The organism is Campylobacter sp. (assembly GCF_052169515.1).
Taxonomy (GTDB): domain Bacteria; phylum Campylobacterota; class Campylobacteria; order Campylobacterales; family Campylobacteraceae; genus Campylobacter_A.
In genome coordinates, this window is sequence record NZ_JBQNCH010000022.1 from 1 (window position 1) to 25,509 (window position 25,509).

Genomic DNA, 25,509 nt, shown 5'->3' on the forward strand with positions numbered 1-25,509 from the left:
CCCTCTTCGTTTACTTGCACGAGCAGGATCGCCGCCTTTTCGTTCTCGTTTTTAAACTCGTCTATCGTGGCCTTTATGTCGCCGCCGTCAATCACCGCGACGCAAAGCTTTGTCTCGTTTACGTTCACTACCGCCAGCGCGTGTGCGTCTTTGGCCTGCTTGCTTTTATCTTTTAGGTTTTTTATCTCGGCTTTTAGTTTTTTCACCGCATTCATAGGCTCGGCGCTCTTTAGCTCGGTTTTTAGCTCCTCGATCTCGCTGCGCCAAGCTTTTGCTAGATTTAGCGCAGCTTTAGAGCACACGGCCTCGATCCTGCGCACGCCCGCGCTCACGCCACCTTCTTTAGTGATGAAAAACGCGCCGATCTGGCTTAAATTTGCTACGTGCGTACCGCCGCAAAGCTCCTTGCTGACCTCGCCAAAGCTTAGCACGCGCACTTTATCGGCGTATTTTTCGCCAAAAAGAGCGATCGCGCCGCTATTTTTAGCTTCCTCGACGTCCATTATCTCTGTTTTTGCTTCTATATTTTCGCTAATCGCGGCATTGACGAAATTTTCGATCTTTGTTAGTTCCTCCGCCGTTACAGCCTTTGGATGCGAGAAGTCAAACCTGAGTCTGTTTGCCTCGACGCTAGATCCGGCCTGCGCGATATGCGTTCCCAGCACGCTTCTAAGCGCAGCGTGAAGCAGATGCGTGGCGCTGTGGTGGCGCGCGATCTCGGCTCTTTGTTCGCTTACTTTTAGCTTCACGGAGTCGCCGATTTTAAGCTCTTTTTTAACCGCGACGTTTGATAAATTTAGCCCAAAAAACTTCTGCGTATCTAGTACGTCGGCCGCGCCCGCGATCTCGCCGCTATCGCCCGCCTGGCCGCCGCTTTGCGCGTAAAAAGGCGTCACGTCAAACATCGCCCAGCCTTGCTCGCCTGCTTTTAAAATTTGAGTTTCTTTAAAATCCTCGTCAAGTAGCGCCAAAACCTTGCTCGTGCGCTCAAGCTCCTCGTAACCGCTAAATTTGTTTTCACCGAATTTTTCTAAAAGCGCCTTAAAATCGCCCTTCGCGCTCTTGTCGCCGCTGCCTTTCCAAGCAGCCTTAGCGCGCGCTTTTTGCTCGCTCATCAAAGCTTCAAACATCTCTATGTCTAACTTTATATTTTTTTTGTATTTATTATTGTAGTCTCTAAGCATATCTTCTGTTAAATCTAGCGGAAAACCGTAAGTATCATATAGTCTAAAAGCAATATCTCCACCAAATTTATCTTTTTTTGGTGGATAAACTGGCAAATCCAAATTCTTTGCAAGTTCGCTCTTCTCAGATGGCTGCAAAATTTCTCCTATTAAAAGTCTATATTCATGATCGAATAACTTTAAACCATTTTCTATTGTTGCTAAAAATCTCTCTTCTTCGAGCCTGATTTGCTCTTTTACAGCCGCTTTTTTCTCGTTTAGGTAGGCGTAGTGGCCGCCCATTAGCTCGCAGACTTTATCGACGAGGCGGTACATAAATGGCTCTTTTATACCTAGTAGATATCCGTGTCTGATCGCGCGGCGAAGGATACGGCGAAGTACGTAGCCGCGGCCCTCTTTGTCAAACGTCGTGCCCTGAGCTAGCAGGAAGGTCACCGAGCGGATATGATCGCTGATGACGCGGTAGCTAGCGCCGCTCTCATACGCGTACGGCTTACCGCAAAGCGCGGCTACTTCGTTTATAAGCGGCATAAAAAGCGAGCTGTCGTAGTTGCTAAATTTGCCTTCCATTATCGCCGTGACGCGCTCAAGACCCATGCCGGTGTCGATGCTAGGCTTTGGTAGTGGAGTTAGCTTGCCGTCGCTACTGCGCTCGTACTGCATGAAAACCAGGTTCCAAATTTCAAGAAATCTGTCGCCGTCGCCGCCCATGTAGTCCTCAGGCGTGTTAAAATGCTCGCCGCCTTGGTCGTAGAAAATCTCGCTGCACGGTCCGCACGGTCCCGTATCGCCCATCTGCCAGAAGTTATCGTGATCGCCGAATCTATAAATGCGCTCCTTTGCTATGTGCTGCTCCCATAGCGCAAACGCCTCGTCGTCGCTCTCATGAACGGTCACGTATAGGCGGTCTTTTGGTAGTTTTAACACCTGCGTGACGAACTCCCACGCGTATGCGATCGCGTCTTTTTTAAAGTACTCGCCGAAGCTAAAATTTCCCAGCATCTCAAAAAACGTGTGGTGGCGCGCGGTGTAGCCGACGTTGTCTAGGTCGTTGTGCTTGCCGCCTGCGCGGATGCAGGTCTGACAGCTCGTGCGGATAGGCGGGGTAGGGCGCGGTACTTCGCCGGTGAAAATGCTCTTAAACGGCACCATGCCGGCGTTTGTAAAAAGTAGCGTAGCGTCGTTTGGCACTAGCGGCGCAGACGGGATGATCTCATGACCTTTGCTTGCGAAAAAATCAAGATATGCCTTTCTTATATCTAAACTTTGCATTGTTTCCTCATTAATCTTAAAATTTTGCTTGATTTTAGCCAAAAATCGTTTGTAAATTTATAAAAAAATACAAAATTAATTTTCACTTAAGATATTTGATAAATTTATTTGTTTAAAAGCGATTTGCAACTAAAATAGCCCAAAAAATAGAACTAAAAGGCTTTTGGTGAAACTTAAAATTGGTATTGTTGGATACAATCTAGTTGGCAAAAGGCACTATATGGAACTTAGACGTTCCGACAAATTTGAAGTTTGTGGAGTTTTTGATAAAGAAAATAGGGATGAATCTTGCAGAGCTCCATTTTTTGATGAATTTAAGAAATTTATCGAAGTTGCTCAGCCACAAGCCATTGTACTTTGTTTGCCACAACACGAGATTGTAGAGGCATTTTGTCAGTGTGCAAAATATTGTCAAAATATATTGATTTCAAGGCCTATATTTAAAAGTGTAAGTGAGTTAAAAGAGATCAAATATGCCTCAGTTGTAAATAAAGTAAGAGTTTGTACTGGTGTTGATGAGCGTTTTAATCCAACTATTGTTTCGCTAAAAAAGGCGCTTTTAAAAGAAGAAGAAATTTATAGTATTTCAATCGCACATTTTAAACCGCTTTGCGAGGGAAATATTATAAATGAGCTTTCGCTTTGTGATATAGATCTTGCTAAAAATTTAGTAGGTAGCGAAGTCTGCAACTTCTTTTATACTCAGGCAAAGAAAACCAATACTAAAATATGCGATAATGTTGGAATTAACATTAAAATGAAAAATCAAATTTTAGTAAATATTACCGATTCGTTTTGTGGCTCTTTGGAGCGTTTCAAAATAGAAGTAAATGCCAAAGAAGGTGTTTATTTTGGCGATCTTATTGATTACAAACTTCACAGAGTAAATGAAAATGGTCAGATGAATTTAAAAACCGATCCTTTAAACAATGAAATAAAAGCCCAATATGATGCCTTTTATGACCTTTGTCAAAGCGGCGAAAACATCGAACTTTCAAACATTGATGATGCGATAAAAATTAAGGAGTTGTTTTGATGAAAAAGGCACTTTTGCTTTTAAATATGGGTGGTGCAAATAACCTTGATGATGTAGAAATTTTTTTAAAAAATATGTTTGATGATCCATATATTTTGGGCATAAAAAATAAATTTTTAAGAAAACTTGTAGCTTTTATGATAGTAAAAGGTAGACTAAAGGCCGTACAGCACAACTATAAACAAATCGGTGGCAAGTCGCCTATTTGTGAGCTTACAAAAAAGCTTTGTGATAAAATTTCAAGCTTTGAAAATGAGTTTAGTGCGATTGATTTTGCGATGAACTATACTTCGCCTTTTACAAAAGAGGTGCTGAAAAAATATGAAAATTTTGACGAGATAGTGCTTTTGCCACTTTATCCTCATCACTCCAAAACTACGATATCTTCTAGTTTGGATGATTTTAAAAAAGCAAAAGACGAACTGGGGGTTAAGGCTAGAATTTTACTTTGTGATACCTTTTATGACGATGAGAACTATAATAAAATCATAATCTCGCACATAAATGAAACCATAAGCGGTATAGACACAAGTGATATAAGCTTAATTTTTTCAGCTCATTCACTGCCTCAAAGTCATATTAAAAAAGGCGATATCTACGAAAAACACATAAATGAACATGTGCAAATTTTAAGTAAAATGATAAAAGAGCAAGGGTTAAATTTTAAAGATATAAGTCTGGCTTATCAATCACGCCTTGGTCCGGTAAAGTGGCTAGAGCCGTCACTAAATGAAGTTTTAGCTAAGTGTGATAATAAAAAAGCTCTTGTATATCCGCTCTCTTTTTGTATAGACAACTCTGAGACCATTTTTGAGCTTGTTATTGAGTATGCTAAGGTGGCTAGTGATTTAGATTTTAGCTTTTACAAGGTTGTTACTTGTCCAAATTTTAGTGATGAATTTGCTAGATTTATCTTGCAAAAAGCAAAAACAGCTAAAGAGATTAACTTTTAGGAATAAATCTTGCTTATAAAATATATCTCAATCTAATTAAAGGAGATATATGAGAGTACAAAATAATGATATCATTGATTATTTGTTGCAGGCAGAGCCCAATAAAACAAAAGATAAAAATAAAAATAGTTTTGATGAAATTTTAAATCTTGCTCTAGACAAAATCGCGAGCGAGACAAAAATTTCAGATAAGCTTGAGCAGTTTAAAAAAAGGCTAACAGAAGTTGGAGCTGCTGGCTTTATCAGCGAGCTAAATTCTAATAAAATAGAAGAAAAAATAGCCCAAAAGAAAAAAGAGCTAATGGAGCTTCTAGGCATAAATGATCCTACAAAAACGCAAGATCAAAAAAACGAGTTGCTTAAAATAATGGATAAAATTTTAAGTGACTACCGCAAAGAGCTAAATGTCGCACTTACTAGCCAAACTCTACTTGAAAAGCAAAAGAATCTTAGTAAAAACACAAATAATACAGTAAATTTAAACTCTGTTTTAAACGAGCTTGGGCTTGTTTAAATTTTAGATTTTGCATAGATTTAAATTTAAATCTATGCAACTTTGCTTTTGAGAAGCAATGTATCTTTATTATGGTAAAGTTATACCAAATTTTATAGCAGCCCCATATATTATCGCACTGATTATTCCAGCAAAAAAACCAGCTACCATATCATCGCCCATTACACCAAGCCCGCCTTTTATGTTGCGGTCGATCCTTCCGATGATGGATGGTTTTTTGATATCAAGCACTCTAAAAAGCGCAAGTGAAAGAATAAGCTGAGAAAGTGTAGCCCCGCTAATCGCAATAGCAAGCCAAACTCCAGCAACTTCATCTATAACAATAAAGCTTTCATCGTGAGAATTTACCTTCTTTTCAAAATCATCGATGACACTAATACTTACCAAAAATAGCAAAATGCTAGCTAATAAAAGTGTGGTTGAAGATAAAAAATAAAGTACAAAATAAGCTACCACTGTGCCGGCAATAGAGCCCCAAGTGCCAGGTGCTTTTGGCAAAAGTCCAAATCCAAAAAATGTTAAAAATAGTTTTTGCATAAATTTCCTTAGGTGAGTGATGACGTTTGATAAAGCTTCATAAGCTCTTCATAAAAATCGCGATCAGTCTTGTTTTCAAGCAGTCCTGAATTTACAAAAAGATCATCACAAAGCTTTTGTACATCTTTGAAACGATTTGTAAAGAGTTTGCTTAAAACTATTGCAGAAATTTCTGGTCGTACGAGAATAGCTGGTGGCATGATACCATTAAACAGTAGCTCCTTTATAACATCTGGATGGTACTTGATCTGGTGATGTTGTCCATGCGGGCAACTTTTGGTGCTAACTAGCGTTTTGCATTTGTTGCAATAAACTAGCTCTGGCAGTACTATTACCTCTAAATTTAGATCGTTTTTATAAATATCAAGAATCGTGTGTGCTTCGTTGTGATCAAAAAACATGCCTATGCCAGAATGGTTTTGCCCAATCACTAGCTTGTTTGCCCCAAGCCTTGAAGCGGCGATGCACTCGAGCGTTGGATTGGCGTGCGAGGTAAAAAGTGTTGTATTTTCTAGCGCAAAGACAAAGACTTTTTTTGTCGGCAAGTAGTTTTGCACAAAATAGTCTAATACTTGTTTTCTAATCTCATAATCCACATGCTTTTCTTCCCTTGTTCGTATTAGAAAAACGATTACCAGATCGGCTTTGTCTATGGTCATTCTAACAAGGCGTTCATGAGCTCTATTGAATGGATCGGCTGTTAAAAATACAGCTGTTATCTTTTTTGCACCATCCTCTTTTATCAGATCATTTAGTGTATTTTTACATATTTGCATGCTTTCATCATAAAGCTCAAATTTCCCACTGACGCCGTACTTGCCTAAATTTAGCTCTTTATCGTTGCTGGCTTCATTTGCTAAAAATATATTTTTAGCCCTCATACTCTCATCAAATTTAAATACCTTAGCCACCTCTATGTGACCGACAATCTTGCCATCTAGATTTAGATTTACTTTTTGTCCAGGAGAAAGCTTGCTAGTAATGTTTTGATTTATCTCACCAAATGGAGCAAATCCAAATGAATAAGGCATTGGCTCGCCGTTAAAATAGCCTTTTTCACTTACCTCTTTTATCTGCTCATCATCCATAAGCGAGTCGTAGTCTGATACTATTTTATTTTTTATAAGCTCTAAAGCACCAAAGACCTCGGTATTTATAGAAATTTCACTATTTTTTCTTGCTGACATCGTATTTCTTTCTCTTTTCCCAAAGTGATTTTCTAGAAATTCCAAGCTTTTTACTAAGTTCGGTATCTGGGAATTTGTCTTGATAATTAACGATTATGTATTTGATATATTCATCGATAGTGACGATCTCATCTATACTGAAATCTTTATTGGCAAGTGAAAGTTCAAGCTCATCAAATGGAGCTTTTTGCGTAAAGTCGCTAGTTGATATCGCTACTTTTTTCTTTTTGCAAAGTTCTAAAATTTTCTCTTTTTCCTCTTGTTTTAGGTCTTCTAAATTTGTGATATAAATTAGCTCTTCGCTGTTTTTAGCTAGGACTTTTTCAAGCTCGCTAAAACAGGCTTTGCCCAAAAATAAAAATGGTGTCTTGCTTGCTTTTACATAGTTAAATATAAATTTATCGCTGTATCCGCCTTTGCTTGATTTTAGAAGGAGTGGAAATTTAATCTTTTTTGCTTCCGGGCTAGAAATTTCATACTCATTTAATGTGTAGTTTATGTAGGCCTCGTAGTTTTTGATCTTGCTTTTGAAATTTCTAAACTCTTCAAAATGCCTTATTTTTCTAACCAACTCTTCTATCATAAATGGCTTTTGAATGTAATCAACCGCCCCCGCTTGAATGGGTTTTAACACAGTGTCGCTGTTGATGTAGGCGATTAGCAAGATGATGATAGAGCTTTTAAATTTTTCTATAACAGGGTAAAAATCTTGCCCTGGAAGTGTAGTGGAAAGTAACACCACGTCAAAATTTTCAAACTTTAACGCCTCTTTTACGCTCTTGGCGATCTCGCAGTCGTAGCCAAAATCAGCCAACTTGCTAGCCATTGAGCCAGCTAAATAAATTTCATTTTCTACTATTAAAATTTTCATAGTTGATTCCAGTTGTAAAATTTCAAGCTAGCACTTGCCATAACAGCGATACCTTCACATCTGCCAACAAAACCAAGCCCCTCGGTAGTTGTCGCCTTTACATTTATACGGCTCTGGCTTATATTTAGGGCTTCTGCAATGTTTGCTTCCATTTTTGATTTTAGCTTTGAAAGTTTTGGTTGCTGAGCCATGATCGTGATATCAGCGTTTGTTAGCACAAAACCTACGCTTTGCACCCTTTTGTAAGCTTCTTTTAACAAGTAAATAGAGCTAATATCCTTAAATTTGGCATCCGTATCAGGGAAGAGCTCGCCTATGTCGCCAAGTCCAGCAGCCCCTAAGATGGCATCTGTGAGTGCGTGAAGTGCCACATCGCCATCGCTATGAGCTTTTAGACCAAACTCGTAGTCGATCTTTTCACCGCAAAGAATTAAAGGGCGACCCTTTTCAAACTCATGAACGTCAAAGCCATTTCCTATAAAAATTTCATTTTCAGGAGGTCTTAGAGCTGAAATTTTGGCAAGATCTTCTTTGTAAGTGATCTTTCTTGCCATTTCATCGCCCAAAATGTGCCAAACGCTAGCACCTATGGCTCTCATAGCCGAACTATCATCTGTGTAAATTTCTCCACTACTAAGGGCTTTTTTTAGAAGTGATGTGCGAGAAAGCTGTGGTGTTTGGATAAGTTTTACCTTTTCTCTATCGATCGCATTTTCTCCAAGATATGCAGTGTCAGCTATCTTTAGTGCAGGAACTACACAATCAGCTTGAGCTGCCGCCTCTATGATCTTATGAAAGAGTTCGCTTGATATGCAAGGGCGAGCGATGTCACTAACTAAGACAAATTCGCTATTAATTAGCTCAAGTGCCTTTTTTAGGCTATCTTGTCTTGTCTCTCCACCCTCGACAAATTTGAAATTTGGAGCAAATTTAGACATATATTTACACTCTTTGCTAACGACAACAATCTCTTTAAATGTGTAAAAGTTACTCAAATTTTTAGTAGCAAATAACCAAAGAGGATCACTTCCTATTTGAAGCCATTGCTTCTTTACTGGTAGCTCAAAACGGCTAGAATTTCCAGCTCCAAGCATTATAAGTGATATATCAAGCAAGGTAGCTCCTTTTAAAAATTGTTACAGAATTATACATCTCAAAACTTCAAAATTTCTTTTTAAAAAAGAAACTTTTAGCCACCATTTAGTTAGTTTAAATCAAAAAAGGACTAAAATGGTGCTTTTATAAAATTTGTAAAAGGCATTATATGAGAGAAAAGACGCAGATGTATTATGCTAGGCGTGGTGAGATAACGCAGGAGATGAGCTATGTGGCAAAGCGTGAGGGCATTAGTGAAAATTTACTGATGGATGAGGTGGCAAATGGCAGGATCATCATCCCAGCAAACGTAAATCACATAAATTTAAAACCAATGGGTATAGGTAGAAAGCTAAAGACAAAAGTCAATGCAAATATTGGCAACTCAAGCCTAAGTAGTGACATTTGCGCAGAGCTAAGAAAGCTTGAGATTTGTTTGGAGTTTGGAGCTGATACGGTCATGGATCTAAGCACGGACGGCGATTTGGATGCTATTAGAAGTGCGATTATTGAGCATTCAAGCGTTCCGATAGGCACGGTGCCGATGTATGAAATTTTAAAAGAGGCAAAAGAGGTTACAAATATCACAAATGAGCTTATTTTGGATATTTTAGAGAAGCAAGCAAAACAAGGGGTGAGTTACTTTACGATACACGCTGGCTTTTTGCGTGAGTTTTTGCCACTTGTTAAAAAGAGAAAAATGGGCATAGTAAGTCGTGGTGGTAGCCTTAGTGCAAGCTATATGTCAAAGCTAAATAGGCAAAATCCTTTCTATGAAATTTTTGATGAAATTTTAGAAATTTGTGCAAGATATGATGTATCTCTGTCGCTTGGTGACGGACTTCGCCCAGGATGCCTTTACGACGCAACGGATGAGGCACAACTTAGCGAGCTAAATGTGCTTGGGGAACTAACGCTTCGAGCATGGAAAAAAGATGTGCAAGTGATGATAGAGGGCCCTGGTCATGTGCCATTAAATCAAATTGAGTATAATATGAAAATCGAACAAGAGCTCTGCCATGACGCCCCATTTTACGTGCTTGGGCCGCTTGTCTCAGACATAGGTGCAGGATACGATCATATCACGTCAGCCATCGGTGGTACGATGGCAGCATATCACGGTGCTAGCATGCTTTGCTACGTGACGCAAAAAGAGCACCTTGGCTTGCCAAATGAAAATGACGTAAGAGAGGGAATCGTAGCTCACAAGATAGCAGCTCACGCCGCTGACATCGCACTTGGTAAGGCGGGAGCGATCGAAAAAGATCACGAAATGAGCGATGCTAGATATGCATTTGACTGGAACAAGCAGTTTGAGCTAAGCTTTGATCCAAAAAAAGCAAAAGAGCTTCATGATGAGAGTTTGCCAGAAGAGGCGTTTAAGAGTGCTCATTTTTGTTCGATGTGCGGACCAAAATTTTGTGCATATAAAATTTCAAAAGATCTAGAAAAAGGAGAAAAATGTTAAATAAAGAAGAGGTCTTAAATAGACTAAAAGGTGTTATTTATCCTGGTTTTGAAAAAGATATAGTTAGCTTTGGCTTTGTAAAAAATGTTGAAATAGGTGAGAAAATTTTGATCGATGTCGAGATAGTTAGCTCAAGCTCTGATGTGGCAAACGAGCTAAAAACTGATATCAAACGTGTCATGGGCTCAAACGAGTATGTGCTAAATTTGATCCAGCCAAAGATGCCTGAGGAGAAAAGTAACACTCAAAGTGGCAAAAATATTGCACCGCAAGTTAAAAATTTTGTAATGGTAAGCTCTGGTAAAGGCGGCGTTGGTAAATCAACCACAACGCTAAATTTAGCCATCTCAATGGCAAAACTTGGCAAAAAAGTGGGCGTTTTGGACGCTGATATCTACGGACCAAACATCCCAAGAATGCTTGGTGAGGTAAACACTCAGCCACAAGTAGTAGGCAATAAACTAAAACCAATCCTTAGTCACGGTGTCGAGATGATGAGTATGGGCGTTTTGATGGAAGAGGGCATGAGCCTTATTTGGCGTGGCTCAATGATCATGAAAGCGATCGAGCAGTTGCTAAGAGACGTGCTTTGGAGCGAGCTTGACGTGCTATTTCTTGATATGCCTCCGGGAACGGGCGATGCACAGCTAACCCTTGCTCAAAGCGTGCCAGTAACAGCAGGTGTCTGCGTCACAACGCCACAAGTAGTAGCTCTTGATGACAGCAAACGTGCTCTTGATATGTTTGAGAAGCTTCACATACCAATCGCAGGAGTGGTTGAAAATATGAGTGGCTTTATCTGCCCAGACAACGGCAAAGAGTACGATATCTTTGGTAAAGGTACGACTGAAGAGGTAGCAAAAGCTTATAATACGCAAATTTTAGCCGAAATTCCTATCGAGCCAGCTGTGCGTGTTGGTGGTGATAGCGGTAAACCAGTGAGCTTTTATGAGCCAAACTCAGTCACAGCAAAACGCTACGAAGGTGCAGCTGCTAGGCTTTGGGAGATAATAGAAAATATAAATAATGGTGGTGGGGCTGATAATTCTGCTATCCAGCCAGTAAATGACGGCAAGAGCGCTTGCTCTAAGTAATCTCTAAAATAGGGGATTTGATCTATAAATTTGCACGTATAAAATAAAAGTACGTGCAAATTTAGCTTTTAAAAGAAATTTAACAGGAGAAAAAGATGAAAGCAATCGTAACCGTAGTCGGAAAAGATAGAGTTGGCATCGTTGCTGGCGTCTCAGCAAAGCTTAGTGAGCTAGGGCTAAACATAGATGACATAAGCCAGACTATTTTGAGTGACTTTTTCACGATGATGGCGGTGGTTTCTAGTGATGAAAAGCAAGATTTTACGGTCCTAAGAGAAGAGCTTAATAAACTTGGGGAGAGCCTTAAAGTCAAGATTAACATCCAAAGCTCTGCCATCTTTGATGCGATGCATACAATTTAAGGACAAATGATGGATATCAAAAACGTAACCGAAACGATCTCAATGATCGAGGAGCAAAATTTTGACATCAGAACGATCACAATGGGCATTAGTTTGCTTGACTGCATTGATTCTGACATCAACAAAGCCTGCGACAAAATTTATGCAAAAATCACCACTAAAGCCAAAGACCTAGTTCGTGTGGGTAATGAAATTTCTGCTGAGCTTGGTATACCAATCGTCAATAAAAGAGTGAGCGTAACGCCTATCTCGATAATCGGAGCGGCAACCGATGCAAGCGACTATGTGATGATCGCAAAGACGCTTGATAAGGCTGCAATTGAGGTTGGCATTGATTTTATAGGTGGTTTTTCGGCTCTTGTGCAAAAGGGCTATCAAAAAGGCGATAAAATTTTGATAGATTCTATCCCGCAAGCACTAGCTCAGACTACAAAAGTGTGTGCAAGCGTCAATGTCGGCTCAACAAAGACTGGCATAAATATGAGTGCAGTGCGTGATATGGGGCACATCATAAAAGAGACGGCAGCAACTTCTCAAATGGGTTGTGCTAAGCTTGTGGTTTTTGCAAACGCAGTTGAGGATAATCCTTTCATGGCTGGTGCATTTCACGGCGTGGGCGAGGCTGATGTGGTGATAAACGTTGGCGTTTCAGGCCCAGGAGTGGTAAAAAGAGCACTTGAAAAGGTACGCGGTGAGAGTTTTGACGTAGTGGCTGAGACTGTGAAAAAGACGGCATTTAAGATCACTCGCATCGGCCAGCTTGTGGGTCAGATGGCAAGCGAAAGGCTTGGCGTGAAATTTGGCATCGTTGATCTTTCTCTTGCTCCAACACCAGCCGTGGGTGACTCTGTAGCTCGTGTGCTTGAGGAGATGGGGCTGGAGGCTGTTGGCACACACGGAACAACTGCGGCACTTGCCTTGCTAAATGATGCAGTTAAAAAAGGCGGTGTCATGGCATGCAATCAAGTGGGCGGATTAAGCGGTGCATTTATCCCAGTCTCAGAAGATGAGGGCATGATAGCGGCCGTTCAAGCTGGATCGCTAAACTTAGAAAAATTAGAGGCTATGACTGCGATTTGCTCGGTGGGGCTTGACATGATAGCTATACCTGCGGACACGCTAAGCGAGAGTATAGCTGCTATGATCGCTGATGAGGCGGCTATTGGTGTTATAAATCAAAAAACAACGGCTGTTCGTATTATACCGCTAGGCAAAGAGGGTGATATGATCGAGTTTGGTGGACTTCTTGGCAGAGCTCCTGTTATGAGGATAAATAGAGCCTCTTCGGCTAGTTTCATCTCTCGTGGCGGGCAAATTCCAGCACCTATTCATAGTTTTAAAAACTAAATTTTACAAAGTCCGCCTCAAATTTGCGGACTTTGCTACTCAAATTTTATAGACAACATTTAAATATCTTTTAGTTAAAATAATTGTAGATTTCACACATCAAAGGATTTAAATGAAATTTTTAAAATTTTTGATGACACTTTGCCTTGGCATAGGTAGTGCAGCCGCAAACGACGGTAAGGTGAGGAGTATTGATATTTACGTAACGCCGTACTACTCGGCAAATGCTGGCAAAGCCGAGTATGTAAAGGTTTATGATAAGATCGATAACTTGCTCTTAAGTGGTAAAGTAGAAGACTTTAAAAAAGCAGAAAAGATCGTGGAGGACGCTCCGCAGATGGTCTCTCCGATAACTCTCTTTGTTCTCTCAGCTCGCGCTTATGATCTAGGACTTCGCGATGAGGCGGTGTTTTGGTTTTACAACGCTAAAAACCGTGCAATTTTGCTAAGAGGAGTTATAAATTTGGATGACGATAGATTTTTTGAGGTCAAAAGTGCGATAGGAGCGTTTATAAAGCTAGTAGGTGACGTGGTAAATCCATACGCATTTTGCGACATTAAAAAACAGCAAGATATCGTAGCAAAGTCGCTTGAATGGAGCAAGGCAAACGTCTATGAAGCTATGTTTTTGCCAGAATTTCCGTCACTCCATGAGGATAGAAAAGTAGCACTTGCAAAAGGCATAGAAGCTCTAGAAGCACGCAATAAAAAAGAAAAAGAGCACTTTGAGGATGAGACAAATTTGGAAACTTTTAAAGCCTTACGTAAGGCAAATAACATTGATGAGAAATTTTGTTTTTAAGTGGTGAGATAAATTTAGTCGCTGTTTAGAGTTTAGTGCCCAAAAGAGCAAACTTTAAGGCGGCTTGTAGAACAGATATAGTTTGTAAATGTGGGACATGAGAATTTCTTATTTTAGCTACGACAAATTTATTTAGAATTTCATCAGCGTTTGCATAAGTGGCTAGCAAAAACACAAAATGGAAATAAGATATAAAAATGACTTTGAAATTTGGTGAACTTGAAAAAATCGCGACGGATGAGGGATTTATTTGGTATGCGGAGCTGAAACTAAAAAGCGAAATTTTCGGCCAGGTGCTCTTTTGCCTTGTTTCGGCAGATAGGGCAGATGTGGACGATGAGACGATTTTGCTTGCGCAGCGTATCGCTAGGGATATCGATCAGTACGTAAAAGACGCGCTTGTCTTTTTGAGAGATGAGCTTAGGCGTGAGTGCTCTTTGGGCAAGGATGAGCTTAAACTGCTTGATGTGTCAGTTTATGACCTGCCTTTTGAATCCCCGCAGTGCACATTTTATGCGCGCGATAAGCAGTGGCTTATGAGATTTACCGAGGGTGCGCTTGATATTTGCGATCCTTTTGGTGTTGGGGTGATTTTTGAGGGCGAAAAACCGCTACGTTTAGAAAATTTAGAGCTTAGCCAGGAGTGTTAAACGCTGATAAATTTTTAAATTTAGCGGTGGCTTTAATTTTACACATCAAAAACTAGATAAATAAAGCTAACAAAAAAATCTGCTGTTTTAGGTTTTTGCTCAACAGAAATTTATGCCTATACGTTTCAGTAGCAACAATCGCTGGGATCTTTTTTTTCTTTGTGATCCTGGCTCTTAGGTCGTGGCAAATGATTTCTATGGACCAAACCATACCATATGGCCTATAAATTCAGATACGTGCTCATACCAAGGAAGTGTACAAAGCGGCGGAGTAAGGCCTAGTACAGGCGGTGATATTACGTGTACTACGATATTTTGCCAAAAGGCCAGCCATCACGCCTTGCCACATCGTGATCTTTGGAAATTTCTCAGCTACGATACAGTAGCCAACAGCAAAGACTACCGAAAAAAATGATGTGTGTAAGCATCACGTAGTTAAACGTATGCCCTGCAAATTCGTAGATCGCGGCATTTGGATCAGCGATACCTATGTAATCTCTTAAAAATATACAAGGTGGATTTAAGAAATTCCTCGAGCAGTCGATCGCGTCAGCTGCTCTGATCGCGCTTTCTGGCCCACAAGCGGCATTAAACATATCCATAGGACTTCTTGGTGGAAGTGGAAATTCTGCTCACCACTTAACAAAAGCTGAGACCACTCCGGCGATTAGACCAATGGTGGCAGCTAGGGCAAATCTGGGTTTTGTGGCTAAATTTAACATTTTAACTCCTTGTAAATTTTTGTAATTTTATTTCTATTTTTATTTATAATAAAACTAATTATTATTAAAAATGTAAAAATTTATGAAGTTTCAAAACCTCAAAATCATAATTTTTTTAGTCATTTTTGGCTAAACTTAAAACAAAATTTAAAAGGGAATAGGTGTCTAAAGAGTTTAAATATATAAACGAATTTAAAGAATTTTTGAAGAATTTAGAAAGAAAGATAGCTACAAAAATCCATGCACATGAACTTGATGACTTAAATGGACTTCATTTTGGGCAAAATAGTCAAAGTAGGCAGATCACCGCAAGTGCGAGCAAAAAGGGTGATCAAGCCAGATGAGGCACTTTATTAAAAAAGGAGCTAGCATGAAAGTTGGCATTTTGATGTTTGATAAGTTAAATTTGTTAAACTTTGCCAAAATTTATGATTTTTTACATAAATTTGAAGGTTTTAGTATCAAGACCTATGCTTTAAAGCCTGAAATAGTCGATGAATTTGGCATTAGACTTCATCCTGAAATTTACGCCGAGAGCCTTTATGGCGTGGATATCTTGGTCGTGCCAGACGGAGTTGGGGCCCTTGGGTTAAGATATGATGAGATATTTTTAAGCTGGGTAAAAAGCTCGGCGAGCGCTAAAATTAAGATCGGCTTTGATCTTGGCGTGCTCATCCTTGGTGGGGCCGGATTTTTGGAAGACAGAGAGGCTTGCATAAGAGGCGGATACAAAAATGCACTTAGTGACTACTGCGAGATAAATGATGCTAAGATGTGTGAGAGCAGGGGTATTGTAAGTATCAGCGAATTTGATGAGAGCATCAAAGAACAGCTGGCAAAAATACTAAGTACAGATAAGATTTAAGGGTCATGGTACTTTTATAAATTTTTCTCTTGTTTTTAATGGTATGATGCCTTTAAGCTCATAATATCTATGTTTCTGCTTAGTTCATTAAGTTTTTTGACTATATATTAAAACAATATCTATCTTTTTTAATCTAGAGCTAGATAAATTTTAGTTGGATTATATTCTCAAGGAAAGAATATTTTGCTAGAGGATAAAATTAATACAAAATATCGACTCAGATTTAATTAGCCAGCGTTTGCCAGCTAATTAAATTTATTCTACTGTTACGCTTTTTGCGAGGTTTCTTGGCATATCTACATTGTTGCCAAGTCTAACCGAGATTTCAAGTGCTAGAAGCTGAAGCACAAGCATCATCTCAAAAAATTCGCTCATATAGTGATCTTGTACGCTTGTCTTTACATAGTCATCACTTAGGTCAAACTCTAGTGGACTTATAGCTAAAATATAGGCATCACGAGCCGCAAGTTCTTCGACATTACTTTTAGTTTTTTCATAAAGTAGATTTTGCGGCATTAGAGCGATTGTAAATAGCTTCTCGTCCGCAAGTGCGATAGGGCCATGCTTCATCTCGCCTGATGGGTAGCCCTCGGCGTGAAGATATGAAATTTCTTTTAGTTTTAATGCCCCTTCAAGTGCCAATGGATAGAAAATATCTCTACCGATAAAGAAAAAGCCATGTCCATGCAAGTAGTGTTTGCTTAGGCGGTGTAGCTTCTCTTGAAGTGAGTTGTTTATATTTAAAATTTGCGGTATGTGTAAAAGTGTTTTTACTTCGTGATCTAGCTCTTTTTTACTGATGGAATCTTTTGCTGCTGCCATTTGAAGCACAAGCATCCAAAGTACAACTATTTGCGTTGCAAAGGCTTTTGTACTTGCCACGCCCTTTTCGATACCAGCACGCGTTAGAAGTGTATTGTCAGCTAGTCTAACGATAGATGAGTTATCAACGTTGCAAATAGCAAGTGTACTAAGACCGGCTTCTTTAGCGATCCTTAAGGCTTCTAGGGTGTCTGCTGTTTCACCACTTTGAGATATAACGATAAAAAGCGAGTTTTTATTTAGATAAGGCTTTCTATATCTAAATTCGCTAGCAACTTCGACTTTTGTTCTAACTTTTGCCAGTCTTTCAAACAAATAACTTGCGACAAGTGCAGCATGATAGCTAGTTCCACATGCACAAAGCACTATATCATCGATACTTTTTAGATATTCATCGTCTAAATTTTCAAGTGTTACTTTATGATTTTTGACCCTGCCCATGATGGTCTCAGATACGACAGCGCCCTGCTCATAAATTTCTTTCTCCATAAAAAATGTATACCCCTCTTTTTGGGCATAGCTTTTATCTTTTGGAAGTGCGTTAAAGGTTATATTGGCTTTTTTACCATCTTTGAAGACCGCGATTTCGTCCAAGCTTACATAGCCATAGTTGTTATCATCTAAGTAGGCTACTTCTGTTGCGTTGCCAATTAAAGGTGCGTCAGATGAAGCAAAATATAGCTCTTTTTCATGGCTCTTTCCTATCGCCATAGGGGCGGCGTCTTTTGCGAAAAATATCTTACCAGGTGCAGTTTTTGTTATAAGAAGCGTTGCGTATGCACCTTTTAGTTTTGAAATAGTTGCCTCATAGGCCTTAAAAGGATCTTTTTTTTCTTTTAAAATTTCTTCAAAAAGATGCACTATCACTTCAGTATCAGTCTGGCTCACAAATTTCACGCCCTTTGCCTCAAGTTCATCTTTAAGTTCTTTGTAGTTTTCGATGATACCGTTATGCACGACAAATGAGTGCTCGCCAAGGTGTGGGTGAGCGTTTATTTCGGTTGGTTTGCCGTGAGTCGCCCAGCGTGTGTGACCTATCGCCACGCCAAAGCCCTCAGATGTAAAGTCCTTTGTCTTTATGGCTAAATTTTCAAGTTTGCCAACTGCTTTAAAAAAGTCGATCTTGTTGTCACTCATTACAGCCATACCAGCACTGTCGTATCCGCGGTATTCTAGCTCTTTAAGTCCACCCAGTATGATCTCTTTTTTCTCTTTATTCCCGATGTATCCTACGATTCCACACATTTTTTACTCACTTATTAATAAATTTAATATCTCATCACCCTTGCTCTCAAGACGCTCGTTTTTCTCGATCAAAAATAGGTTTCTCGTTCTATTTTTAACCGTTTGAATTCTCGCGCTCGTGATTTGAAAGCTTAGTCTATCAAAAACACCCATCACATACGCCATAAGCCCACGCTGATCTTTTGCATTGATGCTAAGCTTGGCATAATCTTTTGAATGATTTAGCTCAAAGTTTATCTCATCTTTGTTAATATTTGGTTTCAAAGGCTCTCTTAAAGTCTCTCTATTTAGAGATATTAGAGCCAAGTTTTTAGTAATTTCAAGCTCCTCTTTTTTCACATTTTGGTTAAAATCAAGCCTAATGTAAAATTTCTTCTCAAATAGCTCAAAAATCTCCATGTATGCAAGATCAAATTTGGCAAATTTATAGAGCAGGGCACTTAAATTTAGGCTCTTTTTCGTATAAATTTGTATGCTTAAATTTTTAGAGTTGTTTATAAAAATTTCTGTCGTATTTAGACTATCTGCCACCTTGCTTAAATTTATGATCTCGCTCGCACTATATTTTGCAAAAACTAGATTTGATGTGATCTTAAAAATTTTATCTTGCAAACTTGACTCAAGCGCTAAAAACTCACTATTTCTTTTTATAGATTGCTCTTTTTTTACACGCCTTGTTGCTTCATCAAGCAAATTTTCGTCGCTAAACGCAGTCAGTGAAATTTCATAAAGCTCTCTTAAAAGCTTTGCTGTGTAGGCGTTATAAAGCTTCTCGTTTGTCGCGTTTATCACGCAGTAGCTAAGGATGTAAAGTAGCTTTAAGACCTGCTTGTCGCCCAGCTTTGAGATAAAGGCAAAAATAACGCGTTGCGAGTAGATGTCCTCTCTGTTTGAGACATTGCTCATTAGAGTGTGGTATTTTACGAGTGTAACGCCGATATTTACGGCCTTTTGGCTTAAATTTAGCTTGTTTGCATAGGCTCTAAAGATATTTGCTCCAATATTTGCATGATCCTTGCCAAGCCCCTTGCCAACGTCGTGCATAAGAGTTACGATCTTTAGCATCGTTTTACCTTCCATGCAAAGCTCGGTGTAGAGATTTTTTATGAATTTATCTTTTATATTTTCAAGAAATTTCACACTCAAGACGCTATGTTCATCGACCGTAAATTCGTGATAGCCGTCATACTGAGCTAGCTGGCTGATGTGCTCCATGGGTTTTATCAAAATTTGTATCATCTGCGCATCGAGTAAGGATTTTAAAATAGCGTAGGAATTTTCTCTTAAAAATATCTTCTTAAACTCGCTTATAGCGCGCTCTAAGCCACTTTTTGTGATGATGGCTCGCTTGATGTAAAAGATCGCACTTATGTCAAATTTATAGTCCACATCTTTTAGCTCCAAAAGCTCGGATATTAGCTTTTCTATGAGTGCTGGCTTTTTATGTAAAGGTACGTAGATGACGCCATTTGCTTCGTAAAAGCCATTTTTTAACCTAGCAAATTTTCTCTGCTCAAAACTTAGCTCGCTTTTGAAAAATGGCCTGCAAAGAGAAGCGACGATAAACCTTGAATAAATGGCGACATTGTTCATTGAGCTTAGCATTTTTTGACTGATAACACTCTCATTGTCTTGGAGTTTTTTGGACTTTGTTTGCATAAAATTTGTCGTGATTTCAACACTTGAAGCGCTGAAAGTATCGGTGTTTTGGGTTAAATTTAAAGCACTTAGCAAGCTTAACAAAAAGTCTACATTTAGGTTAAAGCTAGCGATCTCTTTTTCATTCATCACTTTTAGGGCTTGAGACCTAACAGAAACGTCGCTATCTAGGCAGTTTAGTATGCAGTTTAGGTGATAAATTTCATCTATTCCGCCAAAGCCACTTTTTAAATTTGGTTCTTGTGCCAAGTAGCTTATGCTAGAAAATGGCAGAAATGCCTTTAAATGGTAGTTTAAAAAGGCTTTTTTATCAAATTCTTTTATCTTTACGATCTCGCTTTTTACTAAGCGGTAAAGGCTTTTTGAGCCACAGATATAGCGAACCTGCGAGGTTTCACTCTTAAATTTCAAGTCATCTTTAAAATTTGGAAAAATTTCATCTATCTCAGCACTTTTTATGGTAAAGTTGATGCCAGAGCTGCTTAAAATTTCTGTAAATTCTTTTAAGAAATTTTTTGTGTTGTAGCCCTTTAAATTTTTATAAACTAGTAAAATTTCTAGCTCACTATTCGCACTTATTAGCGTCTGAGCATACTTTCCAGTGGCTAAAACGCTAAAAGCAAAGCTATCATTTTGCGGAATAAAGTCATCGAAAAATTCCCGCATAGTTTCATTTAAATAAGATTTTATAAAATCATCATATTCTTTGGCTAAGAAATTTGCAAAATTTCTGCCTTGATTTTTTTGAAAGTTTTTTGGCAAATTTGCCTTAAAATCAAGAAATTTTTCGTTGATCTTGCTGAAATTCTCTTTGTATTTGGCGCTTTTATCAACTGGCATTGGTGTTCCATTTTTAAAAAATATCTTGGCAAATGGTACTTAATTTTTGCAAAAACAAAGCTTTATTTGCTTATAATAAAGCCTTAAGTTCAGCTTTAGGACGATACAAATAATGAATCTATTACAAAAACTAGAAAGTGGCGAGAGATTAAGCAAACAGGAAGCTTTTTCGCTTTACGATCTTGATCTTTTTACTTTGGCTAAATTTGCTGACGCAAAGCGTAAAAAGCTGCACGGCAAAAAGGTCTTTTTTAACGTAAATCGCCATATCAATCCAACAAATATCTGTGCTGACATCTGTAAATTTTGCGCATTTTCAGCCCACAGAAAAAACCCAAATCCATATCTAATGAGCCACGAGGAAATTTTAAAGATCGTTGATGAGAGCGTGAGTCACGGAGTAAAAGAGATACACATCGTATCAGCTCACAACGCACAAAGTGGCTGGCAGTGGTATTTAGAAATTTTTAAAAAGATAAAGACAGCCCATCCGGACCTTCACGTAAAGGCAATGACAGCAGCTGAGATCGATTTTTTATCAAGGCATTATGGTTTAAGCTACGATGAGGTCATAGAAAAGATGCTCGAATACGGCGTCGATAGCATGCCAGGCGGTGGGGCTGAAATTTTTGATGAAGAGATTAGGGCTAAAATTTGCAAAGGAAAAGTAAGCAGCCAAAACTGGCTAAAAATTCACAAAATGTGGCATGATAAAGGCAGACAAAGCAACGCGACAATGCTTTTTGGACACATAGAAAGCCGAGAAAACAGAATAGATCATATGCTTAGGATCAGAGATTTACAAGATGAAACTGGTGGTTTTAACGCATTTATCCCACTTGTTTATCAAAGAGAAAATAACTACTTGAAAGATGTGAAATTTCTAGGATCAGCTGAAATTTTAAAGACTATGGCGATTTCAAGGCTAGTGCTTGATAATGTCCCACATATCAAGGCTTACTGGGCTACTTCGACACTAAATTTAGCCATGATAGCTCAGGAATTTGGAGCTGACGATCTTGATGGAACGATAGAAAAAGAAAGTATTCAAAGTGCAGCTGGTGCAAATAGTATGAACGGCGTTACTTTAAAGACATTTTGCGATATCATAAAAACATCTGGTTTTACGCCAGTTGAACGTGATAGTTTGTATAACGAATTAAAAATTTACTAAAGGAGCTTGGGGTGAAATTTTTCGACTTAGCACAAAACAAAACGAGTGTGAAGCAGGAATTTGGTGCAGGTCTTACGACGTTTTTGTCGATGATGTATATCGTGCCGGTAAATGCGATCATTATGAGCAAAACTGGCATGCCTTATGAGGCATTAATAACAGCGACCGCTCTTATTACCATTTTCTCAACCATCTTAAATGGTCTTTGGGCAAATACGCCAGTTGCGATGAGTGTTGGCATGGGGCTTAATGCTTATTTTACATTTGGTCTTTGTATCGGCATGAAAGTGCCTTGGCAGACGGGTCTTGGCGTGGTTTTCTTGAGTGGTTTGATATTTTTAGTGCTTTCGTTTACAAATTTTAGGATGTGGATCATCAGGTCGATTCCGCTTGATCTAAGAAGAGCGATAAGTGCTGGTATTGGTACATTTATAAGCTTTGTCGCATTTCAACAAATGGGCTTTATCGTAAATAATGATGCCGTTTTGGTTGGTATCGGAAATTTTAAAGATACAAATGTCTTGCTTGGTGTTTTGGGGTTAATTTTTGTTATTTGCTTTTGGGCATGGAAGATAAAAGGTGCGTTTATTTTGGCTGTACTTGTTACTTCAGTGGTCGCTTGGATACTTGGTATCGCTCCTCATCCAACAGAAATTTTCTCAACTCCAGCTTCTATTTCGCCAATATTTTTAGAGCTTGATATAAAAGGCGCATTTAGCCTAGCCTTGCTTCCTGTTGTCATTACATTTTTTGTAACTGATCTTTTTGACTCAATAGGCACACTAGCTGGCGTTGGTACAAGAGCCGGTATATTTGATGAGAGTAAAAAAGATGGTGTTGTTAAGCTTGAAAAGACACTTGAGGCAGATGCAGTTGCAACAGTTGCTGGTTCGCTAGTTGGTGTGAGTACGACTACGTCTTTTGTAGAGAGTGCGAGCGGCGTAGAAGAGGGCGGTAGGACTGGTCTAACGGCTGTCTTTTGTGGGCTTTTGTTTATACTTACACTATTTATGTTGCCGCTCTTTAAAGCAATCCCTGGTAATGCCATATATCCTATCCTTGTAATGGTCGGTGTGCTTATGTTTGCTGAGCTTGCTAGTATAAATTTTAGAGATTCAGCTATTGCTGTTGCAACATTTTTTATAGTCGTTTTGATACCGCTTACATACTCGATTACAAATGGTCTTGCTTTTGGCTTTATGTCATACTTGGTCGTCAAGCTCATAAAAAGAGAATTTTCAGATATAAATTTAGGTGTGATCGTGTTGGCACTTATTAGTTTTATTATATTTTTAGTGCATTGATTAAGGAACGAAGATGATATTTTATAGTTATGATGAATTTGCCACTGACGTGAAGAAGATGGCAAAGGAGATAAAAGATGAGTTTAATCCAGAAGTGATCCTGGCTATCGCAAGAGGCGGACTAACGCTCGGCCACTCGCTTGCGGTTGCTCTTGAAAATAGAAATTTATTTACCCTAAATTCTATTCACTACGAAGATACAAACAAACTTGATACTATCAATATCTTTAATGTACCAGATCTTAGCGGCTACAAGAAAATTTTACTTGTCGATGATATCATCGATAGTGGCGAGAGTATGGTTGAGATAAAAAGAGAGTTGCTTAGAAGCTATCCAGATTTGGAGATAAAAATAGCAACTGTTTTTTATAAGCAAAAAGCTCTGCTTTTGCCAGAATTTAAGGTGAAAGAGGCTCATGATTGGGTCGAGTTTTTCTGGGATATACACATTTAAGGGTAAGATTTGTTAGAAAAAGTTAGGGAATTTGTCGGCAGGCACATCGCTTTTAGCGTATTTTTAATATGTTTGGTTGATTGTGTTTTTTTGTTTTATGTGGCAAATTCTCTAAGCATTAGCTATAACGAGGCTGAAATTTTTTTTAACAAACAAAATTTTCTTAGTTATATTTTAAACTTAAGTGCTCAAATTTTTGGTCAAAATGATCTTGCCCTAAGATCGGTGATGATCTTTTTTCATGTCATCAGCGTTGTTTTGATGTATAAGGTAAGTAAATTTTACATCAAACTCGAGTTTGATAGACTCGTTGCGGTATTGCTTTTTATATTGCTTCCAGGAACGCTAGTTTCAGCCATTATTATAAATAATGCTGGTCTTTGCATTATGCTAGCGCTTTTATGCATATATTTATTTCATATTAAAAATAAGATTTTGTTTGTAGCTTTTTTTAGTATGGCATTTTTTATAGATGGCGATTTTTTAATATTTTACGTAAGTTTTTTTATATTTGCACTGTATAAGAGAAAGCCGCCACTTGCTTGGTTGAGTGCTATTTTATTTTTGCTGACACTTTGTTTTTTTGGTTTTGATACAAATGGGCGACCTAGCGGACATTTTATTGACACTTTTGGTATATTTGCTGCTGTTTTTTCGCCGTTTATCTTTATGTTTTTTGTCTATACTGTTTATAGAATTTGGATAAAAGAGAAAAAAGATATTTTGTGGTTTATTGCCATTTGCTCATTTTGTTTTTGTATGATATTTTCTGTACGCCAAAGGTTAGAACTTGAGCAGTTTTTGCCATTTTGTGTGATTGCAACACCGCTGATGGTAAGGGTTTTTTTTAACTCATATCGCGTAAGACTGCCAAAATTTAGAAAAGGTTATAAAATTTTTACGATTTTAGCAATGCTACTTTTGGCTCTAAACTGGACAATAATCGTGTTTAATCAAATATTTTATATATTCTTAAATGATCCAACTAAACATTTTGTCTATAAATTTGATATCGCAAAAGAGCTCGCTAACAAATTAAAAGAAGCTGGAATAGAAGATATATATACTTATGATAAAAGACTTGGACTAAGACTCGAATTTTATGGTTTAAAAGTAAAAAACGACTCTAAAAATTTATTGACAAGCGTCGATTTAAATAAAAATTCAAGGTTTTGTGTAAAAAAAATGGGAAAAATAATTGCAAATTTTGATATAAGAGGCAACTAGAGTGGATAAAAATAAGGGTTTTACTGCCATAGAACTTATTTTTGTAATTATTGTTGCAGGCATACTTGCCGCGATGGTTATACCAAGACTGGAATTAAATGGGGCGAGAGAAGCCGCTGCGCAGATATTGACTCATATAAGGTATACTCAGCACCTTGCCATGCAAGATGATAAATTTGTATTTTCAAAAGATGAGAAACTCTGGTTTAAAATGAGATGGGGGATGACAATTAATAATACTAATTTACAAGAATGCTCAATAGACGAGCCAGGAATTAAAACTTGGAAATATAGTGTTTTTTATGATAAAAGAGGTAGTGGCAATAAATTTAGTGGTAATTTAAATTCAAAAGATGAGGCCGCTATTGATACACAAAAATCTAATAAATTTTTAAGTGCAGGCTGGAGCGGTATTCCACAGTCCTACTGTGATAAAATCAACAGGGACTTAAATATCGAAAAAAATACGGCATAAAATCAGTTAAATTTATTGGTGGTTGTGGAAAAAATAGAGCACAAACTATCGATTTTGATGAACTAGGTCGACCTATGAGGGTGGTAAGTATAACTGGTAATAAGGGTGCAAAAAGGCCTTATTCAAGGTTGTTGAAGGATGATTGCAAAATAGTATTAACGGATAAAAATAATAATGTAGCTTCTATAAATATAGAAAAGAGAAGCGGATATGCATATATTGATTGAAATTTATACATATATAATAAGGTATTTTAATCCCACCTCCCCCCAAAAAAAATATTTTATAACCCCACAATATTTCAACTTTTTTTAAGCATCACTCATATATAATTCCAGCTCACGAAACGA

25 protein-coding genes and 1 pseudogene are annotated in these 25,509 nt (G+C 38.3%); 16 read left to right on the forward strand and 10 right to left on the reverse strand.

Annotated features, from left to right (window positions below; genetic code table 11):
- On the reverse strand, positions 1-2,456 hold a 2,456-nt coding region (gene alaS, locus ACTTKV_RS08100), incomplete at its 3' end, for an alanine--tRNA ligase (RefSeq protein ID WP_442550071.1).
- 166 nt (positions 2,457-2,622) lie between these two features.
- Here alaS and ACTTKV_RS08105 point away from each other — a divergent pair.
- Genes ACTTKV_RS08105 through ACTTKV_RS08115 form a run of 3 tightly spaced genes read left to right on the forward strand, consistent with a single transcriptional unit; the run spans position 2,623 to position 4,959 of the window.
- Complete coding sequence (locus ACTTKV_RS08105) at positions 2,623-3,492, forward strand: Gfo/Idh/MocA family protein (RefSeq protein WP_442550072.1); 870 nt, start codon at positions 2,623-2,625, stop codon at positions 3,490-3,492.
- Positions 3,492-4,445, forward strand: a complete 954-nt coding sequence (gene hemH / locus ACTTKV_RS08110) for a ferrochelatase (RefSeq protein WP_442550073.1) — start codon at positions 3,492-3,494, stop codon at positions 4,443-4,445. Before ACTTKV_RS08105 ends, hemH begins: the two co-directional genes overlap by 1 nt.
- A gap of 49 nt (positions 4,446-4,494) precedes the next feature.
- Complete coding sequence (locus ACTTKV_RS08115; protein WP_442550074.1) at positions 4,495-4,959, forward strand: response regulator; 465 nt, start codon at positions 4,495-4,497, stop codon at positions 4,957-4,959.
- Between the two features lie 69 nt (positions 4,960-5,028).
- On the opposite strand, the gene ACTTKV_RS08120 is transcribed toward ACTTKV_RS08115, so the two are convergent.
- The 4 genes from ACTTKV_RS08120 to ACTTKV_RS08135 are packed head-to-tail and all read right to left on the reverse strand — an operon-like array spanning position 5,029 to position 8,669.
- On the reverse strand, positions 5,029-5,496 hold the full coding sequence (locus ACTTKV_RS08120) for a phosphatidylglycerophosphatase A family protein (RefSeq protein WP_442550075.1): 468 nt from the start codon (positions 5,494-5,496) through the stop codon (positions 5,029-5,031).
- Positions 5,497-5,504: 8 nt separating this feature from the next.
- Positions 5,505-6,683 carry a sulfate adenylyltransferase gene (locus tag ACTTKV_RS08125; RefSeq protein WP_442550076.1) on the reverse strand — a complete coding sequence of 393 codons (1,179 nt, stop codon included), beginning with the start codon at positions 6,681-6,683 and terminating at the stop codon, positions 5,505-5,507.
- Positions 6,664-7,554, reverse strand: a complete 891-nt coding sequence (locus ACTTKV_RS08130; RefSeq protein WP_442550077.1) for a response regulator — start codon at positions 7,552-7,554, stop codon at positions 6,664-6,666. The genes ACTTKV_RS08125 and ACTTKV_RS08130 overlap by 20 nt, the downstream gene beginning before the upstream one ends.
- Positions 7,551-8,669, reverse strand: coding sequence for a bifunctional 2-C-methyl-D-erythritol 4-phosphate cytidylyltransferase/2-C-methyl-D-erythritol 2,4-cyclodiphosphate synthase (locus ACTTKV_RS08135; RefSeq protein ID WP_442550078.1), 1,119 nt, complete (start codon positions 8,667-8,669; stop codon positions 7,551-7,553). Before ACTTKV_RS08135 ends, ACTTKV_RS08130 begins: the two co-directional genes overlap by 4 nt.
- Before the next feature lie 149 nt (positions 8,670-8,818).
- Between ACTTKV_RS08135 and thiC the strand changes: the two genes are divergently transcribed.
- From thiC to ACTTKV_RS08165, 6 genes are all read left to right on the forward strand, one after another.
- Positions 8,819-10,117 carry a phosphomethylpyrimidine synthase ThiC gene (thiC, locus tag ACTTKV_RS08140; protein WP_442550079.1) on the forward strand — a complete coding sequence of 433 codons (1,299 nt, stop codon included), beginning with the start codon at positions 8,819-8,821 and terminating at the stop codon, positions 10,115-10,117.
- The gene (locus ACTTKV_RS08145) at positions 10,111-11,211 is read left to right on the forward strand and encodes a P-loop NTPase (RefSeq protein ID WP_442550080.1); all 1,101 of its coding nucleotides are present in this window, start codon (positions 10,111-10,113) and stop codon (positions 11,209-11,211) included. Before thiC ends, ACTTKV_RS08145 begins: the two co-directional genes overlap by 7 nt.
- A gap of 95 nt (positions 11,212-11,306) precedes the next feature.
- Complete coding sequence (locus ACTTKV_RS08150; RefSeq protein ID WP_442550081.1) at positions 11,307-11,573, forward strand: ACT domain-containing protein; 267 nt, start codon at positions 11,307-11,309, stop codon at positions 11,571-11,573.
- A 9-nt stretch (positions 11,574-11,582) separates the two neighbouring features.
- Entirely contained in the window at positions 11,583-12,920 is a 1,338-nt protein-coding gene (locus tag ACTTKV_RS08155) for a PFL family protein (RefSeq protein ID WP_442550082.1), read from the forward strand.
- Between the two features lie 112 nt (positions 12,921-13,032).
- Complete coding sequence (locus ACTTKV_RS08160; protein ID WP_442550083.1) at positions 13,033-13,722, forward strand: cytochrome-c oxidase; 690 nt, start codon at positions 13,033-13,035, stop codon at positions 13,720-13,722.
- A gap of 197 nt (positions 13,723-13,919) precedes the next feature.
- Positions 13,920-14,372 (forward strand): hypothetical protein, encoded by a 453-nt coding sequence (locus ACTTKV_RS08165; RefSeq protein ID WP_442550084.1) that lies wholly within the window; start codon positions 13,920-13,922, stop codon positions 14,370-14,372.
- Between the two features lie 195 nt (positions 14,373-14,567).
- On the opposite strand, the pseudogene ACTTKV_RS08170 reads toward ACTTKV_RS08165, so the two are convergent.
- From ACTTKV_RS08170 to ACTTKV_RS08180, 3 genes and pseudogenes are all read right to left on the reverse strand, one after another.
- Positions 14,568-14,636: pseudogene (locus ACTTKV_RS08170) on the reverse strand (YagU family protein); the annotation flags it as partial.
- On the reverse strand, positions 14,614-14,751 hold the full coding sequence (locus tag ACTTKV_RS08175; RefSeq protein WP_442550094.1) for a hypothetical protein: 138 nt from the start codon (positions 14,749-14,751) through the stop codon (positions 14,614-14,616). The pseudogene ACTTKV_RS08170 and the gene ACTTKV_RS08175, both read right to left, overlap by 23 nt.
- Positions 14,741-14,974: a hypothetical protein gene (locus ACTTKV_RS08180; protein WP_442550085.1), complete on the reverse strand. Its 234-nt coding sequence runs from the start codon at positions 14,972-14,974 to the stop codon at positions 14,741-14,743. The genes ACTTKV_RS08175 and ACTTKV_RS08180 overlap by 11 nt, the downstream gene beginning before the upstream one ends.
- A gap of 281 nt (positions 14,975-15,255) precedes the next feature.
- On the opposite strand from ACTTKV_RS08180, the gene ACTTKV_RS08185 reads away from it, so the two are divergent.
- Complete coding sequence (locus ACTTKV_RS08185; RefSeq protein WP_442550086.1) at positions 15,256-15,438, forward strand: hypothetical protein; 183 nt, start codon at positions 15,256-15,258, stop codon at positions 15,436-15,438.
- 26 nt (positions 15,439-15,464) lie between these two features.
- Positions 15,465-15,959, forward strand: coding sequence for a hypothetical protein (locus tag ACTTKV_RS08190; protein ID WP_442550087.1), 495 nt, complete (start codon positions 15,465-15,467; stop codon positions 15,957-15,959).
- Between the two features lie 255 nt (positions 15,960-16,214).
- On the opposite strand, the gene glmS is transcribed toward ACTTKV_RS08190, so the two are convergent.
- Both glmS and ACTTKV_RS08200 read right to left on the reverse strand, forming a co-directional pair.
- Positions 16,215-18,026, reverse strand: a complete 1,812-nt coding sequence (glmS, locus tag ACTTKV_RS08195; RefSeq protein ID WP_442550088.1) for a glutamine--fructose-6-phosphate transaminase (isomerizing) — start codon at positions 18,024-18,026, stop codon at positions 16,215-16,217.
- Positions 18,027-18,029: 3 nt separating this feature from the next.
- Positions 18,030-20,525, reverse strand: a complete 2,496-nt coding sequence (locus tag ACTTKV_RS08200) for an HD domain-containing protein (RefSeq protein ID WP_442550089.1) — start codon at positions 20,523-20,525, stop codon at positions 18,030-18,032.
- A gap of 109 nt (positions 20,526-20,634) precedes the next feature.
- Between ACTTKV_RS08200 and mqnE the strand changes: the two genes are divergently transcribed.
- From mqnE to ACTTKV_RS08225, 5 genes are read left to right on the forward strand one after another with little or no spacing between them, the layout of a single operon-like run.
- Positions 20,635-21,699: an aminofutalosine synthase MqnE gene (gene mqnE / locus ACTTKV_RS08205; protein WP_442550095.1), complete on the forward strand. Its 1,065-nt coding sequence runs from the start codon at positions 20,635-20,637 to the stop codon at positions 21,697-21,699.
- Positions 21,700-21,710: 11 nt separating this feature from the next.
- A complete protein-coding gene (locus ACTTKV_RS08210) occupies positions 21,711-23,003 on the forward strand; it encodes an NCS2 family permease (protein WP_442550090.1) in 1,293 nt (430 codons plus the stop codon).
- A gap of 13 nt (positions 23,004-23,016) precedes the next feature.
- Positions 23,017-23,457: a phosphoribosyltransferase gene (locus ACTTKV_RS08215; protein WP_442550091.1), complete on the forward strand. Its 441-nt coding sequence runs from the start codon at positions 23,017-23,019 to the stop codon at positions 23,455-23,457.
- A gap of 9 nt (positions 23,458-23,466) precedes the next feature.
- A complete protein-coding gene (locus ACTTKV_RS08220) occupies positions 23,467-24,684 on the forward strand; it encodes an ArnT family glycosyltransferase (RefSeq protein ID WP_442550092.1) in 1,218 nt (405 codons plus the stop codon).
- 1 nt (position 24,685) lies between these two features.
- On the forward strand, positions 24,686-25,159 hold the full coding sequence (locus ACTTKV_RS08225) for a pilus assembly FimT family protein (RefSeq protein WP_442550093.1): 474 nt from the start codon (positions 24,686-24,688) through the stop codon (positions 25,157-25,159).
- The last annotated feature ends 350 nt before the right edge of the window (positions 25,160-25,509 follow it).